15 protein-coding genes and 1 other RNA gene are annotated in these 14,521 nt (G+C 64.0%); 8 read left to right on the top strand and 8 right to left on the bottom strand.

Features of this window, described 5'->3' with window-relative positions; translation table 11 throughout:
- Positions 1-562 precede the first annotated feature (562 nt).
- On the top strand, positions 563-952 hold the full coding sequence (locus tag E7813_RS10840; protein WP_291573641.1) for a hypothetical protein: 390 nt from the start codon (positions 563-565) through the stop codon (positions 950-952).
- A gap of 168 nt (positions 953-1,120) precedes the next feature.
- Here E7813_RS10840 and E7813_RS10835 read toward each other — a convergent pair whose 3' ends face one another.
- From E7813_RS10835 to E7813_RS10815, 5 genes are all read right to left on the bottom strand, one after another.
- Positions 1,121-1,945, bottom strand: coding sequence for a TIGR00282 family metallophosphoesterase (locus E7813_RS10835; RefSeq protein WP_291573639.1), 825 nt, complete (start codon positions 1,943-1,945; stop codon positions 1,121-1,123).
- A 1-nt stretch (position 1,946) separates the two neighbouring features.
- Positions 1,947-2,519, bottom strand: coding sequence for a 5-formyltetrahydrofolate cyclo-ligase (locus tag E7813_RS10830; protein WP_291573637.1), 573 nt, complete (start codon positions 2,517-2,519; stop codon positions 1,947-1,949).
- A gap of 159 nt (positions 2,520-2,678) precedes the next feature.
- Positions 2,679-2,839: non-coding RNA, 6S RNA (gene ssrS / locus E7813_RS10825), on the bottom strand.
- Between the two features lie 150 nt (positions 2,840-2,989).
- Positions 2,990-3,373 (bottom strand): cell division protein ZapA, encoded by a 384-nt coding sequence (locus E7813_RS10820; RefSeq protein WP_291573635.1) that lies wholly within the window; start codon positions 3,371-3,373, stop codon positions 2,990-2,992.
- Positions 3,370-3,690 carry a DUF4164 domain-containing protein gene (locus tag E7813_RS10815; protein WP_291573633.1) on the bottom strand — a complete coding sequence of 107 codons (321 nt, stop codon included), beginning with the start codon at positions 3,688-3,690 and terminating at the stop codon, positions 3,370-3,372. The genes E7813_RS10820 and E7813_RS10815 overlap by 4 nt, the downstream gene beginning before the upstream one ends.
- A gap of 285 nt (positions 3,691-3,975) precedes the next feature.
- On the opposite strand from E7813_RS10815, the gene tkt reads away from it, so the two are divergent.
- The 7 genes from tkt (at position 3,976) to E7813_RS10780 (ending at position 12,279) form a co-directional block, all read left to right on the top strand.
- Positions 3,976-5,964, top strand: a complete 1,989-nt coding sequence (tkt, locus tag E7813_RS10810) for a transketolase (protein WP_291573631.1) — start codon at positions 3,976-3,978, stop codon at positions 5,962-5,964.
- Between the two features lie 130 nt (positions 5,965-6,094).
- A complete protein-coding gene (gap, locus tag E7813_RS10805; RefSeq protein WP_291573629.1) occupies positions 6,095-7,102 on the top strand; it encodes a type I glyceraldehyde-3-phosphate dehydrogenase in 1,008 nt (335 codons plus the stop codon).
- Positions 7,103-7,225: 123 nt separating this feature from the next.
- Positions 7,226-8,419 carry a phosphoglycerate kinase gene (locus E7813_RS10800; RefSeq protein ID WP_291573627.1) on the top strand — a complete coding sequence of 398 codons (1,194 nt, stop codon included), beginning with the start codon at positions 7,226-7,228 and terminating at the stop codon, positions 8,417-8,419.
- Positions 8,420-8,470: 51 nt separating this feature from the next.
- The gene (gene fba / locus E7813_RS10795; RefSeq protein ID WP_291573625.1) at positions 8,471-9,538 is read left to right on the top strand and encodes a class II fructose-bisphosphate aldolase; all 1,068 of its coding nucleotides are present in this window, start codon (positions 8,471-8,473) and stop codon (positions 9,536-9,538) included.
- Positions 9,539-9,604: 66 nt separating this feature from the next.
- Positions 9,605-10,285 (top strand): thiamine phosphate synthase, encoded by a 681-nt coding sequence (locus tag E7813_RS10790; RefSeq protein ID WP_291573623.1) that lies wholly within the window; start codon positions 9,605-9,607, stop codon positions 10,283-10,285.
- Between the two features lie 7 nt (positions 10,286-10,292).
- Positions 10,293-11,381 carry a tetratricopeptide repeat protein gene (locus E7813_RS10785; RefSeq protein ID WP_291573621.1) on the top strand — a complete coding sequence of 363 codons (1,089 nt, stop codon included), beginning with the start codon at positions 10,293-10,295 and terminating at the stop codon, positions 11,379-11,381.
- Between the two features lie 85 nt (positions 11,382-11,466).
- On the top strand, positions 11,467-12,279 hold the full coding sequence (locus E7813_RS10780) for an inositol monophosphatase family protein (RefSeq protein ID WP_291573619.1): 813 nt from the start codon (positions 11,467-11,469) through the stop codon (positions 12,277-12,279).
- On the opposite strand, the gene E7813_RS10775 is transcribed toward E7813_RS10780, so the two are convergent.
- From E7813_RS10775 to E7813_RS10765, 3 genes are all read right to left on the bottom strand, one after another.
- Entirely contained in the window at positions 12,273-12,482 is a 210-nt protein-coding gene (locus tag E7813_RS10775; protein ID WP_291573617.1) for a hypothetical protein, read from the bottom strand. The two genes, E7813_RS10780 and E7813_RS10775, sit on opposite strands and share 7 nt — an antisense overlap.
- 90 nt (positions 12,483-12,572) lie before the next feature.
- Complete coding sequence (locus E7813_RS10770) at positions 12,573-13,598, bottom strand: cyclopropane-fatty-acyl-phospholipid synthase family protein (protein ID WP_291573616.1); 1,026 nt, start codon at positions 13,596-13,598, stop codon at positions 12,573-12,575.
- Positions 13,595-14,419: a DUF1295 domain-containing protein gene (locus E7813_RS10765; RefSeq protein WP_291573614.1), complete on the bottom strand. Its 825-nt coding sequence runs from the start codon at positions 14,417-14,419 to the stop codon at positions 13,595-13,597. Before E7813_RS10765 ends, E7813_RS10770 begins: the two co-directional genes overlap by 4 nt.
- Between the last annotated feature and the right edge of the window lie 102 nt (positions 14,420-14,521).

Here is a 14,521-nt window from a genome sequence, read left to right as displayed (position 1 = left end):
TCACCACGGTCACACCGGAAATCACCCGGCATTCCCCGCACAATGGTTTTACGGCTTATTTCGCGCTCTCCCCGGTGACCGGGCTTTCTTGCCACCGTCGCCGGCGGATAACTCCGCCGACTTGACACCAGCGTCGGGGTGTCAGGACCACACGACTTCGCCGTCCGCGAGAGCAGCGCCTCGTCAGCGCACCGCCTCGCGTCCACCGCATCCCGCCGCCAACGTCCGTGACGATCGCGAAACGCCCCTCTGACTGGGACGGGATGGGAGAGATATACGCCTGATTTGGTTATTCTGAAAATCAGAATATTTTTGCTAATGGGCCTTGACAGCCAATTTCACTGATTTGCCCGTCGGGTAGATCAGTGGGTGCCGGTCACAGGGTTGAACCGCAGAAGCCGCCCTTGGCGGCAACGGAAGCTCGTGGCCGCAAAACCACGCGGCGAGTTCCGGCGGGAACCCACTGTCTCTTCTATCGCCGGCAGAATATCATACGACCGTGATTCGCGGCACGAACATTGCTTGAGGTAAAACCGGCTGGAAAAACTCGGGAGTGTGCGACATGAAGCGCATTGTCCTTGTTCTGGTGTTCGGTTGCGTGATTGGCGTCGTCAGGGCTCGCGACCTCGGACAATGGGAATCGGCGGATCCCGCAATCCGGGAGTGGTATCAAGCCCTGATGCAGCCCGATATTCCGTCGGCGTCATGTTGCGGCGAGGCCGACGCCTATTGGGCGGATTCCTACGAGGTCGCCGGCGATCAATACGTCGCCATCATCACCGATCCGCGACCGGATGAGCCGTTGCGCCGCAAGCATCTGGAAATTGGAACCAGGATCGTGGTGCCGAACCACAAGCTGAAGTTCGATCAATCGAATCCAACCGGGCACGGCATCATTTTCCTGAGCAGGGGCGACTACGTCTACTGCTATGTCGCGCCGGGCGGAGTCTGATCGACCGCTGCGATTTGTCGACGCTTGAACCGTCTTTGACGGCGATGGCGTCGGCTGCCCGGATGTTGGGCTAGAGCCGTTTCCGTTTCGATGGAATCGAAACGGGGCTCGAGATTTTTTGACGCGTTTTCTTTACGCGAACCGGTATCCACTTCGCTCGAAAACGCTCTACCCCGCCCAAAATCCAGGCAGCGCCGGCTCCAGCCGTCCACCGGTTCGCACCGGCGCGATTCGCAGCGCCAGACCCGTTGCATCGTCGGTCTCGACCGCGACGCCGCACAGCGTGGCCACGCCCTGCGCCGGTTCGAACCGCCCCGACGGAATGCCGGTCGTGAAACGCCGCAGCGGCTCTTCCCTTTGCATGCCGATGATCGAATCGTAATCACCGGTCATGCCGGCGTCGGTCATGTAGGCGGTGCCGCCCGAAAGAATCTGATGGTCGGCGGTCGGCACATGGGTGTGGGTACCGACCACGAGGCTGACGCGGCCGTCACAGAAGAACCCCATGCCCTGCTTTTCGCTGGAGGCCTCGCCGTGGAAATCGACCACGATGGCGTCGGCCGCCTGCCGCAACGGGCAGGCCTCGAGTTCGCGGTCGACCGCGCTGAAGGGATCGTTGAGGGGCTCCATGAACACGCGGGCCATGGCATTGATCACCAGGGCGCGGCGGCCATCCTTGGTGTCGATCAATGCGGCGCCGCGGCCCGGCGTATGGCGCGGAAAATTCAAGGGGCGAATGAGGCGCGGCGCGCGCTCGATGAACACCAGCGCCTCTTTCTGATTCCAGGCATGGTTGCCGAGCGTGACCGCGTCCGCGCCGGCATCGATGAATTCCTGGTAGATCGCCTCGGTGATGCCGAAGCCGCCGGCGGCGTTCTCGCCATTGACGATGACGAGATCGAGCGCCCAGTCGCGGATCATGCCGGGCAGATGCTCCGATATGGCGGTGCGGCCGGTCTTGCCGACCACGTCACCGACGAACAGAATGCGCAAATCACGGACTCCGGAAATCGATCGCCTGCTCTTCCGTTAGCACAAGATCGAGGCGGGCGTCGTGGGCGGAAGCGGCGCTATCGGGGATTTCCTGTGCAGCAAAAGCAAGGCCGATGGCGACGATGTTCTTTGCGGCGCGCAATTGACCGAGCGTGCAGTCATAATGTCCGGCGCCATAGCCGATGCGGTGGCCGGCGCGATCGAACGCCGCCAGCGGAACCAGCAGGATGTCCGGAATGGTTTCGGCGGCATCGGGCGACGGCTCGGGAATGCCGAGCGCGCCGCGCTGCAATTTGTCATCGATGGACCACAGGCGAAATTGCAGCGGCTGCTCGCGCGCGACGATGACCGGCAGCGCCAGTCGCGCGCCGGCGGCTGCGAGCTTTCGCATCAGGGGACCCGGATCGATTTCGCTGCGGATCGGCGAATAGCCGGCGACGACCGTGCCGGGCTTGATGTCGAGAGGCAGTCCGTGCGCGGCAATCGCCAGTGCGGCGGCGGCGCGATCCTCGCTGCCCAGCGCATCGCGCCGCGCCAGCGCGGCAGCGCGGAGAGTGCCCTTCGAAGAACTCACGGGAATCCTCGACGTGCGACGTTATATTCGCTGTCATCACCCGCGAAGGCGGGTGATCCAGTATTCACGGGCGCCGACGATAGAACCGCGCGGCCGCGGCATACTGGATACTCCGCCCGCGCGGAGTATGACGGCTGTGGAGGCGGAAACAAACAAAAGTGCGAAGCCGCGATGGCCGTTGGAGCGCTCGATCCCGGAGTTCCCTACGAAAGTAGGTGGGCACCATGTGACCAAGTCCACGGACCTGGCCAGGGACAGTTCCCGGAAGGATCGATAAGGCCCCGGGGATATATGGCTCCTGACGCGCGACGCAGCTTCGCACTCCCAATGTAAGCGCTATGAGCGCGAACCGCCAGCGTTAACGCGGGGTAATGCGTCTGGTTGAATGAATCAGAGTAAAGCGTCGGTGCCGAAGCATCGACACCTTCACCCTCCCCCTCAAGGGGAGCGTAAGAGAGAGCCGAAACGCCCTACCCGATCGCGACGCCGCCGCCGATGGTGCCGTTGAGCACCTGCGTGGTTTTCTCGATCCGGTCGGCGGCCGAATTCAGCGCATTGGCGACCGCGACCTGGGTCGATTTCGCCCGCTCCGCCGCCGCCGCGCGGGCATCGCGCAACGCGCGGAGTTCTTCTTCAAGGCCGCTGACGCGAACGCCCGCGTCAAGCAATTCGTCGCACACCATCAACGCCGCCATCACGGTCAGGCGGGCATCGCCGATTTCGCCGAACTTGCCGCGCAGGCTTCCGATCCGAGACTCGAAATCTTCGGCCAGTTGCAACAGCCGCTCCTCCTGCCCTTCCTCGCAGGCCATGCGGTATTGCCGGCCGTTGATGGTGACGTTGATATGGTTCATGAGATCTCTCCCGCATCGAGCACCGAGCGGATGGTGCCGATCGCCGCGTCCAGCCGCTCGGCGATCTCGCGATTGACGCGCTCCAGCTTGCGCGATTTCACCAGCGAGCCGTCGAGTTCGTCGGCCAGCCGGGATCGGTCGGTGCCGAGGGCCTGGATCCGGATCGCCAGTTCATTCTCGTCGCGGTCGGCTTCGCGCCGCCGCTCGACCGCACTTTCCAGCGCATCCAGGGCCGTGATCAGCCGCCGGGTCGCAGCTTCGATATCGGCCGAAGCCTGATCGGCATTGCCGGAAACGCTGGCAGGACGGTCGCTCATGACGGGCTTCGCGGACCTTTCGGTGAGCCGGCCGGACAGCAGAATCTGCGGCCGGGCCAAGCGTTTAGGTCGCGAAATTTACGTGGCAAGCGAGCCCAGCGCAACGCCGCTGCGGAGCTATGCACCGCAAAGCCGCATGGAATGGTGCATTCCGGGTTCCCGGCCTTGGACTTGGGGGAATGCAGATGCTATCCACCCTTTTCCTCCAAGGTTTTCTGTCGCCGGAATGCATCGAATCCCGGCGTTGAACGTTCATAGCCACACCCTCTCAACGGATTCCCGAACATGGCGAGCGTCGATCATTTCCGTATGGCCAATGCGATTCGCGGGCTGGCGATGGATGCGGTCGAAAAGGCCAATTCCGGCCATCCCGGCCTGCCGATGGGGGCCGCCGATGTCGCCACCGTGCTGTTCACGCAATTCCTGAAATTCGACGCCGCCGACCCCAAATGGCCGGACCGCGACCGCTTCGTGCTGTCGGCCGGCCACGGCTCGATGCTGCTCTATGCGCTGTTGTATCTGACCGGCAACATCGACATGACGCTCGACGAGATCAAGCATTTCCGCCAGTTGGGATCGCTGACCCCGGGACATCCGGAGAATTTCCACACCAAGGGAATCGAGACCACCACGGGTCCGCTGGGCCAGGGTCTTGCGACCGCGGTCGGCATGGCGGTCGCCGAGAAGATGCTGGCCGCCGAATTCGGCAAGAAGATCGTCGATCACCATACCTATGTGCTGGCTTCCGACGGCGACCTGATGGAGGGCGTCTCGCAGGAAGCGATTGCGCTCGCCGGTCACTGGAAGCTGCACAAGCTGATCGTGCTGTATGACGACAACGGCATTTCGATCGACGGCCCGACCTCGCTTTCCGACTCCGTCGACCAGGTGAAACGATTCAAGTCCGCCGGCTGGCAGGCCGAACTGATCGACGGCCAGGATCAGCAGGCGATTGCCGCGGCGATCACCCGGGCGCAGAAATCCAACAAGCCCTCGCTGATCGCCTGCAAGACCACCATCGGCTTCGGCGCGCCGACCAAGGCCGGCACCAACAAGGCCCATGGCGAGGCGCTCGGCGCCGAGGAACTCAAGGGCGCCAAGGAAAACCTCGGCATTTCGCTGGAGCCGTTCTCGGTACCCGACGACGTGCTGAAAGGCTGGCGCGAAGCGGGCAGCCGCGGCGCGGCCGCGCGCAAGGAATGGCAGCAGCGCTTTGCGACCTTGTCCAACCGCAAGCGCGCCGAATTCGACCGCCGCCTGCGCCACGAGCGGCCGGCGGCGCTCGCCAAGACGTTCAAGGCGCACAAGGAGGCGCTGCTCGAGACGCCGCAGAATATCGCCACCCGCAAATCGTCCGAATCCATCATCGACGCCATCGCGACCGCGATGCCGATGGAATTCCTTGCGGGCTCGGCCGATCTCACCGGCTCCAACAACAACAAGGCGAAATCCGCCACCAATTTTTCGGCCAAGACGCCGAAGGGCCGCTTCATACATTACGGCATCCGCGAGCACGGTATGGCGGCCGCGCTGAACGGCATCTTCCTGCATGGCGGCTTCGCCCCGAACGGCGCGACCTTCCTGGTGTTCACCGACTATGCCCGTCCGGCGATGCGGCTTGCCGCCTTGATGGGCACCGGCGTGGTCTATGTGATGACCCACGATTCGATCGGCCTTGGCGAAGACGGGCCGACCCATCAACCGGTCGAGCATCTTTCCGCATTGCGCGCCATTCCCAACATGCGCGTGTTCCGCCCCTGCGACGCGGTCGAGGTCGCCGAATGCTGGGAACTGGCGCTCAACCGCAACAGCGGCCCGACGGTGCTGGCACTGACCCGGCAGAACCTTCCGCAATTGCGCACCACCGCACCTGCAGACAATCCGTGCAGCCATGGCGGCTATGAACTGGTCGCAGCGCAAGGCGAGGCCAGGGTTTCGATTTTCGCGACCGGCTCGGAAGTCCAGATCGCGGTGGCCGCGCAGAAGCAATTGGCCGAGCGCGGCATCGCAACGCGCGTGGTGTCGGTGCCGTCGCTGGAGTTGTTGCTGGCGCAGCCCCTGGAGAAGCAGCGGGCGATCATCGGCCACGCGCCGGTCAAGATCGCGGTCGAAGCCGCGGTGCGATGGGGCTGGGATGCGGTGATCGGGCAGGACGGCGTATTCGTCGGCATGCACGGTTTCGGCGCCAGCGCGCCGGCCAAGGACCTTTTCAAGCATTTCGGGATCACCACTGAGGCGGTGGTGAACGCTGCGTCAAAGCGCCTGAATGCATAGGTAACCACTATCGGAATATCGGGAATTATGATGCAATGCAGCGTAGGATCGTTCGGGACGTGAAGCTGCCCTGGAATCGGTCAAAACAGCCCCAAACGACGGAAATTTTCCAACCTTGAGGAGAAGTTGAATGGCAGTCCGGGTCGCGATCAACGGGTTTGGCCGGATCGGCCGCAACGTGCTGCGGGCCATCGCCGAATCCGGCCGTAAGGACATCGAGGTAGTCGGCATCAACGATCTCGGCCCGGTCGAGACCAATGCCCACCTGTTGCGCTTCGATTCGGTTCACGGCCGTTTTCCCGGCACCGTGACCGTCGATGGCGATTCCATCAGCGTCGGCAACGGCAAGATCAAGGTCTCCGCCGAGCGCGATCCCGCCAAATTGCCGTGGAAGGAACTCGGCGTCGACATCGCGATGGAATGCGTCGGCATCTTCACCGCCAGGGACAAGGCGGCGCTGCATCTGACCGCCGGCGCCAAGCGCGTGCTGGTATCGGCGCCGGCCGAAAACGCCGATGCCACCATCGTCTACGGCGTCAACCACCACAAGCTGACCCGGGAGCACATGGTGGTTTCCAATGGTTCGTGCACCACCAATTGCCTCGCGCCGATTGCAAAAGTGCTGAACGACACCGTCGGCATCGAGACCGGCTTCATGACCACGATCCATGCCTATACCGGCGACCAGCCGACGCTCGATACCCTGCACAAGGACCTCTATCGCGGCCGGGCCGCGGCGATGTCGATGATCCCGACCTCGACCGGTGCTGCCAAGGCGATCGGGCTGGTATTGCCGGAATTGATGGGCAAGCTCGACGGCGTCGCGATCCGGGTGCCGACGCCGAACGTCTCGGTGATCGATCTCAAGATCGTGGCTTCGCGCAAGACCGACGTGAAGGAAATCAACGAGGCGATGAAGCGCGCCAGCGAGCAGCAGATGAAGGGCATTCTCGGCTACACCACCGCGCCCAACGTTTCGATCGACTTCAACCACGACCCGCATTCGTCCACCTTCCACATGGACCAGACCAAGGTGCTGAACGGCACGCTGGTGCGGGTGATGTCGTGGTACGACAATGAATGGGGCTTCTCCAACCGCATGTCGGACACCGCCGTGGCGATGGGGAAGCTGCTCTGAGTTAGCTCGCCGTCATCCTGAGGTGCGCGCCGCTTGGCGCGCCTCGAAGGATAGCGACACGACCACCCTTCGAGGCTCGCGGCCGCGCCGCTCGCACGTCAGGGTGACGATCCGGAGTAATACATGCCTAGCTTCCGCACCCTCGATGACGTCGACGTGAAGGGCAAGCGCGTGCTGCTGCGCGTCGATCTCAACGTGCCGATGGAGCAGGGGCGCGTCACCGACCTGACCCGGCTCGAGCGGGTGGCGCCGACCATCACCGAGATTTCCGGCAAGGGCGGCAAAGTAATATTGCTGGCGCATTTCGGCCGGCCCAAGGGGCGCGACGCCAAGGATTCGCTAAAGCCGGTCGCGGCCGAACTTGCCAGGGTCATCGACCGGCCGGTGGCGTTCGCCGAGGATTGCGTCGGCGAGGTCGCCGCCAAGGCGGTCGCCGCGTTAAAGGACGGCGACATCCTGTGCCTGGAGAATACCCGTTTCCACAAGCAAGAAGAGGCGAACGATCCGGCGTTCGTGGCCGAGTTAGCCAAGCTCGGCGATATCTGGGTCAACGACGCCTTCTCGGCGGCGCATCGGGCGCACGCTTCGACCGAGGGCCTCGGGCACAAACTGCCGGCCTATGCCGGACGCACCATGCAGGCCGAACTCGACGCGCTGACCAAGGCGCTGGAAGCGCCGGCCAAGCCGGTGATCGCGATCATCGGCGGCGCCAAGGTCTCCACCAAGATCGACCTTCTGGAAAACCTCGTCAGCAAGGTCGATGCGCTGGTGATCGGCGGCGGCATGGCCAACACCTTCCTGCATGCGCAGGGCGTCGGCATCGGCAAATCGCTGGCGGAGAAAGACCTCGCCGCCACCGCGCTGCGCATCTTCGACAAGGCCGAAGCCGCCCAATGCGCCATCATACTGCCGGTGGATGCCATCGTGGCGTTTCATTTCGCGGCCAATTCGCCGTCCCATGCCTACGGCCTCGACGCCATCCCGGCCGACGGCATGATCCTCGACGTCGGCCCGCAATCAATTGCCCGGATTCACGCGGCGATCGACGATGCCGCCACTTTGGTCTGGAACGGCCCGCTCGGCGCGTTCGAGATGACGCCGTTCGACCGCGGCACCGTGGCGGCGGCAAAGCACGCCGCCGAGCGCACCAAGGCGAAAAAACTGATTTCAGTCGCCGGCGGCGGCGACACGGTCGCAGCCCTCAACCAGGCCGGCGTGGCCGGCGATTTCAGCTATGTTTCGACCGCCGGTGGCGCATTTCTTGAATGGATGGAGGGGAAACCCTTGCCGGGCGTCGAGGTTTTGAAGATACGCTAGAGAAGAGGCGAATCCGGCACCGGACGACCCCTAACGCGGAGAACAGGACACATGGCTCGCATCACGTTGCGTCAATTGCTCGATCACGCGGCGGAACAGGACTACGGCGTGCCGGCCTTCAACATCAACAACATGGAGCAGGCGCTCGCCATCATGGACGCCGCCTCCAGCCTCGATGCGCCGGTGATCATCCAGGCCTCGCGCGGCGCGCGGTCCTACGCCAACGACATCATGCTGCGGCACATGATGGATGCGGTCACTGAAATCTATCCGCAGATTCCGGTCTGCGTGCATCTCGACCACGGCAACGGACCGGCGACCTGCATGACCGCGATCCAGGCCGGCTTTACCTCGGTGATGATGGACGGCTCGCTGAAGACCGACGGCAAGACCGCCGCCGACTGGGACTATAATGTCGGCGTCACCAGGACCGTCACCGACATGGCCCATCTCGGCGGCATCTCGGTGGAAGGCGAGCTTGGCGTACTGGGTTCGCTCGAGACCGGCATGGGCGACAAGGAAGACGGCCACGGCGCCGAAGGCAAGCTGTCCCACGACCAGTTGCTCACCAACCCCGACGAGGCCGTGAAGTTCGTCAAACAGACCAAGGTCGACGCGCTGGCGATCGCGATGGGCACCTCGCACGGCGCCTACAAGTTCACCCGCAAGCCGGACGGCAACATTCTGGCCATGAACGTGATCGAGGAAATCCATCGCAAGCTGCCGAACACCCATCTGGTGATGCACGGCTCATCCTCGGTGCCGCAGGACCTGCAGGACATCATCAACGCCAATGGCGGCAAGATGAAACCGACCTGGGGCGTGCCGGTGTCCGAGATCCAGCGCGGCATCAAGCACGGCGTGCGCAAGATCAACATCGACACCGACAACCGGATGGCGATGACCGGCCAGATCCGCAAAGTGCTCAACGAAGACCCCAGCGAGTTCGATCCGCGCAAATATCTCAAGCCGGCGATGGAAGCGATGGCCAAGCTGTGCAAGCAGCGCCTGCAGGAATTCAATGCCGCGGGGCAGGCCAGCAAGATCAAGAAGGTGCTGACCACCGCGCAGATGGCGATGCGTTACGCCAAGGGCGAGCTCGATCCGAAGGTCGCATGAGCGGGGAGCGCCGGGATACATCCCGCCCCTTTTTTGGCCGCAGTCCGGGGGCATCTAGCCGACATCATGGCCGCTAAACCTGTTCCGCCCCGCCCCGCGCCGCGCCTGTATCTCGCGACGCCCGACGTGGACGACCCGTCGGCGCTGGTGGCAAGCCTTCCCGGCCTGCTCGCAGGCGCCGATGTCGCCGCGGTGCTGGTGCGGCTCAAGCCGGCCGACCCGCGCACCATGATCGCGCGCGTCAAGGCATTGGCGCCGGCGATCCAGGACCATGGCGCCGCACTTTTGCTCGACGGTCATGTCGAACTGGTGGCCCGCGCCGGCGCCGACGGCGCGCATCTCAACGGCATCGAAGCCATGATCGAGGCGCTGCCGACATTGAAGCCCGACCGCATCGCCGGGGTCGGCGGCCTCGTGACCCGTCACGATTCGATGGCCGCAGGTGAAGCCGGCGCCGATTATGTGCTGTTCGGCGAGCCCGATATGCGCGGGCTGCGGCCTTCGGCCGAAGCCATCGCCGAGCGCCTGCAATGGTGGACCGAATTGTTCGAGCCGCCTTGCGTCGGCTTTGCCGCATCGTGCGGGGAAGCCGCCGAATTTGCCGCGGCCGGCGCCGATTTCATCCTGGTCGGCGATTTCATCTGGCAGGATTCGCGCGGCGCCAAAGTGGCGCTGATGGATGCGGAGCAGGCGATCAAGCAGGCCTGGGCCGCGACGCCCAAAGAAATCAAAGCCGAGCAGGGATAGCGCCGGAATGAAGCGCCTGCGTCCGATATCGATCCTGGCGGGTTGGCTGATGTTGACGGCCAACGCGGCCGCGCAAATCTCGCTGACGCCGCCCGGCGCGCAAACGCCGCCGGCGACAACCAGCAAGCCCGCGGCAAAGGCCAAGGCGAAATCACCCGCCCCGGCCAGGAAGCCCGCCGCCGAGACGGCAAAGCCGGCGCCGGCTCCGGTCGCACCCGCCGCAACCGCGACGCCGGCACCTGCGCCCGCGCCGAACGATCCCAATGTCGATCTGGTGTTCGGCGCCTATCAGCGCGGCCAATACAAGACCGCATTCGATCTTGCGAGCCAGCGTGCCAGGGACAACAACGATCCGAAGGCGATGACGATGCTCGGCGAACTCTACGCCAACGCGATGGGCGTCAAGCGCGATTACGCCAAGGCGGCCGACTGGTACAAGCGCGCCTCCGATCTCGGCGATCGCGAGGGCATGTTCGCGCTGGCCATGCTTCGCATCGCCGGGCGTGGCGGCCCGGTCGACCGCGAGGAGGCCGCCAGGTTGCTGGCGTCCTCCGCCAAGCTCGGCGAGCCGAAGGCCGCGTATAATCTCGCGCTGCTCTATATCGATGGACAGACGCTGCCGCAGGATCTCAAGCGCGCCGCCGAACTGCTTCGCGTCGCCGCCGACGCCGGCAATGCGGAAGCGCAATACGCGCTGGCAACCTTCTACAAGGAAGGCACCGGCGTCGAGAAGGACCCGGAAAAGGCGGTGCGGCTGCTGCAGGCGGCTTCGCTCGCCGACAATGTCGACGCCGAAGTCGAATACGCCATCGCGCTTTTCAACGGCACCGGCACGCCGAAGAACCAGGCCGCCGCCGTGGCGCTGCTGACCAAGGCGGCCCGGCAAAACAGTCCGATCGCACAGAACCGGCTCGCGCATGTGCTAGTCGAGGGGATGGGCGTGCCGAAAGACAAGATCGAGGGCCTGAAATGGCACCTCGTCGCGAAGACCGCCGGCAAGGGCGACCCGATGCTCGACGAGGCGCTGGCCGATCTCAGTCCGGCGGATCGCGCCAAGGCCGAGGAAGGCGCGCGCAGATGGCTTGGCGCCAAATGATCCGCCTTGACGCCACCCCGGCCGCAGGGCACCCACTGTTGCTCAGCCACCTTCTCCACAGAAGCGTCACAGACAGACCGGGATCATGCTGCATTCAGCCACTATCAACGTCATGGTCAAAGCCGCGCGCCGCGCCGGCCGCAGTCTCAAGCGCGACCTCGGCGAGGTCGAGAATCTCCAGGTATCGCTGAAGGGGCCGGCCAATTTCGTCACCATGGCCGACAAGCGCGCCGAGGAGATGCTGTACAGCGACCTTGACAAGGCGCGGCCGGGTTACGGCTTCATCGGCGAGGAAGGCGGAGTGCGCGAAGGCGCCGACAAGAGCCACACCTGGATCGTCGATCCGCTCGACGGCACCACCAACTTCCTGCACGGCATCCCACAATTTGCGATCTCGATCGGCTTGCAGCGCGAAGGCACCATGATCGCCGGCCTGATCTACAATCCGGCCAATGACGACCTCTACCTCGCCGAGCGCGGCAAGGGCGCCTTCCTCAACGACCAGCGGCTGCGCGTCGCCGGCCGGCGCAAGCTCAATGAATGCGTGATCGCCTGCGGCCTGCCACATATCGGCCGCGGCGACCACGAATTGTCGCGCCTCGAGATGACCGAAATCCAGAACCAGGTGGCGGGTCTGCGCCGGTTCGGCGCCGCCGCGCTCGACATGGCCTTCGTCGCCTCGGGCCGCCTCGACGGCTATTGGGAGCGCAACCTGCAGCCGTGGGACATGGCGGCGGGGCAGATCATCGTGCGCGAGGCCGGCGGCATCGTCAGCGGCATCGAAGGCGACGACGACCCGCTCAAGACCGGCAACGTCGTCTGCGGCAACGAATTCATCCATGCCGAACTGGTGAAGATTCTGAAGCCGCTGGGGAAGCAGGTTTCAGGCAATCAATAGGCCGAGCCCAGGATGATGACAGGGTTGGCGGTTTTAACGGCCACCTGTGTCGCATGATGTCTGTGCGGCGTCTGCGACTGACTGTAGAGCGCAGCGCGATCCGACGCACATCCGGAAACCACGCCTGCCAGGACGGCTATCAGGACATATCGGAGCATGCTTGCCGCTTCCCGGATTCGACCGGGTTCAAACTGGGTCATCATGGTTAATAGGCGGTAAATCGCGCGGCTATGGATGCCCGGGACCAGCCCGGGGATGACGAGCTTTCACTGCGGTAAGCCGGATGTTCGCCGTCAGGCTCCCTTCATCCTGAAATGACTGACGCCCCATTCGCTGCCGTCGGCGTAGCCGAACAGTCCTGATGTGGCGAGGAAGAACCAGCGCCAGCGCCGCATCCACAGTTCGGTGTCGTCGCCATAGACCTCGCGCAGGATGGCTTCGATCTCGTCGCGGTGCGCGTCGAAATTGGCGAGCCAGTCCAGCGCGGTGCGCTGGTAGTGCGTGCCGCTCCAGCGCCATTCCTTCTCGACCTCGAACAAATCGGCGTATTGCCGGATCAGATAATGGCTCGGCATCACCCCGCCGGTGAAAAAATGCCGCGCGATCCAGTCTTCACTGTCGGCGCGATCGAACAGATAGGCGCCGGAGCGGTGGGTGAAGACATGCATGAAGAAGCGGCCATCCGGCGCCAGCCATGATCTCACCCGAGCAATCAACTCACGCCAGTTCATGATGTGCTCGAACATTTCGACCGAGACGATGCGGTCGAACTGTCGCCGGGGGTCGAACACGTTCATGTCCTGCGTGATCGCGCCAAGGTTGGTCAAACCGCGCGCCGCGGCCTCGCCCTCAATATAGAGCCGCTGCGAATGCGAATTGGATACCGCGGTCACTTCGCTGTTCGGAAACTGCCGCGCCATCCACAGCGACAGCGAACCCCAGCCGCAGCCGAGTTCGAGAATCGATTGCCCGTCGGCGAGGTCCGCATGCGCGACGGTCTGGCGCAGCGCTTCTTCCTCTGCCTCCTGCAGCGTCGATCTTGGATCGTTGTAGAAGCACGATGAATATTTGCGGTTCGGACCAAGCACGCGGGCAAAGAAGGCGGCAGGCACTTCGTAATGCTGGGCGTTGGCCTCCTCGGTGTGTTCGGCGATGGCGCGTGCCGCCATCTCCTCGGCAAACAGGGCGTCGCTTGCGGCACTGCCCGAGGCGAGCCGGGCCGCGGTGCGCGAGCACAATCGCTGGACGGCGGCGCGGATCAAGAGATCGGGCAGCGGCACCCGTTCGGCGGCGCCGATCATCGTGGATACGAAGCTCATGTGACCATGTCCTTGTGCGGTGGCAGCGGAAAAAACATGCTGGTACGCGACTGATAGTCGCGATAGCGCTCGCCGCGCGAGCGCAGCATCTGCGCCTCCAGCGGCGGAATGCCGGTGACGTGCACCAGGATCCAGTACATGAAGAGCGGCGCCAGCAGCGTCGCCCAGCCCCAAGGATAAAACAGAGGATAAGAAGGCGAGATCGCGATCACCGGATAGGCCAGCCAGCCGAACCATTGGAAGAAATAATTCGGGTGCCGCGACCAGCGCCACAGCCCGGCGTCGCAGACCCTTCCCTGGTTGGCGGCATGGCTCCGGAAACGCTGGAGCTGCGCATCGGCCAGCGCTTCGCCGGCGATTCCCGCCAACAGGATTAATGCGCCGAGACAATCCTGCGGGCGCAACAGAGGTTGCGGAAACCGCGCCGCGACGAAAATGGCAAACACCAGCGGGATCGACCCGAACCCCTGGTTCTGCAGAAAGATGAACATCTTGCGCGGCGAATCGACGCCCCACTCTTTGGCGAAGGCGGCATAGCGCGGATCGTCCGATATTCCGGCGGTGCGCATCGCGATGTGCAAGCCAAGCCGAAGCGACCAGATCGCCACCAGGGCCGCGACCAGCCATTGCCTGGCGTCGGGCGCCGAACCCGCAACCGGCCACAGCGCGCTGCCGGAGCCGACGATGCCGAGCGAGAACGTCCAGATGGTATCGACCCAGCCTGAATTGCCGGTGCGCTGCTGCACCAGCCACGCGCCCGCCATCAGCACCGACAGGGACAGTGCGATCGCAGCCAGGGCCTCAAGGTACAAAACGAGCATGCGAAATTCCGCTCACAGCCTCACGCGTCAAAACCTTTGGGAAATACGTGAGGGATCAACCCGGGTTTCAGGCCGAAGTTCCTCATTCCGACCTCAAACGGG

Source organism: Bradyrhizobium sp. (assembly GCF_004799405.1).
GTDB lineage: Bacteria > Pseudomonadota > Alphaproteobacteria > Rhizobiales > Xanthobacteraceae > Bradyrhizobium.
Note: the sequence above shows the minus strand (reverse complement) of the source record. Positions and strands in the feature narration are given on the sequence as shown.

Coding starts and splice junctions, on each gene's coding strand:
- E7813_RS10780 (WP_291573619.1), top strand. CDS start 11,467: ATGCTGCATTCAGCCACTATCAACGTCATGGTCAAAGCCGCGCGCCGC.
- E7813_RS10800 (WP_291573627.1), top strand. CDS start 7,226: ATGCCTAGCTTCCGCACCCTCGATGACGTCGACGTGAAGGGCAAGCGC.
- E7813_RS10790 (WP_291573623.1), top strand. CDS start 9,605: ATGGCCGCTAAACCTGTTCCGCCCCGCCCCGCGCCGCGCCTGTATCTC.
- E7813_RS10775 (WP_291573617.1), bottom strand. CDS start 12,482: ATGATGACCCAGTTTGAACCCGGTCGAATCCGGGAAGCGGCAAGCATG.
- E7813_RS10840 (WP_291573641.1), top strand. CDS start 563: ATGAAGCGCATTGTCCTTGTTCTGGTGTTCGGTTGCGTGATTGGCGTC.
- E7813_RS10785 (WP_291573621.1), top strand. CDS start 10,293: ATGAAGCGCCTGCGTCCGATATCGATCCTGGCGGGTTGGCTGATGTTG.
- tkt (WP_291573631.1), top strand. CDS start 3,976: ATGGCGAGCGTCGATCATTTCCGTATGGCCAATGCGATTCGCGGGCTG.
- E7813_RS10765 (WP_291573614.1), bottom strand. CDS start 14,419: ATGCTCGTTTTGTACCTTGAGGCCCTGGCTGCGATCGCACTGTCCCTG.
- E7813_RS10770 (WP_291573616.1), bottom strand. CDS start 13,598: ATGAGCTTCGTATCCACGATGATCGGCGCCGCCGAACGGGTGCCGCTG.
- fba (WP_291573625.1), top strand. CDS start 8,471: ATGGCTCGCATCACGTTGCGTCAATTGCTCGATCACGCGGCGGAACAG.
- gap (WP_291573629.1), top strand. CDS start 6,095: ATGGCAGTCCGGGTCGCGATCAACGGGTTTGGCCGGATCGGCCGCAAC.
- E7813_RS10815 (WP_291573633.1), bottom strand. CDS start 3,690: ATGAGCGACCGTCCTGCCAGCGTTTCCGGCAATGCCGATCAGGCTTCG.
- E7813_RS10820 (WP_291573635.1), bottom strand. CDS start 3,373: ATGAACCATATCAACGTCACCATCAACGGCCGGCAATACCGCATGGCC.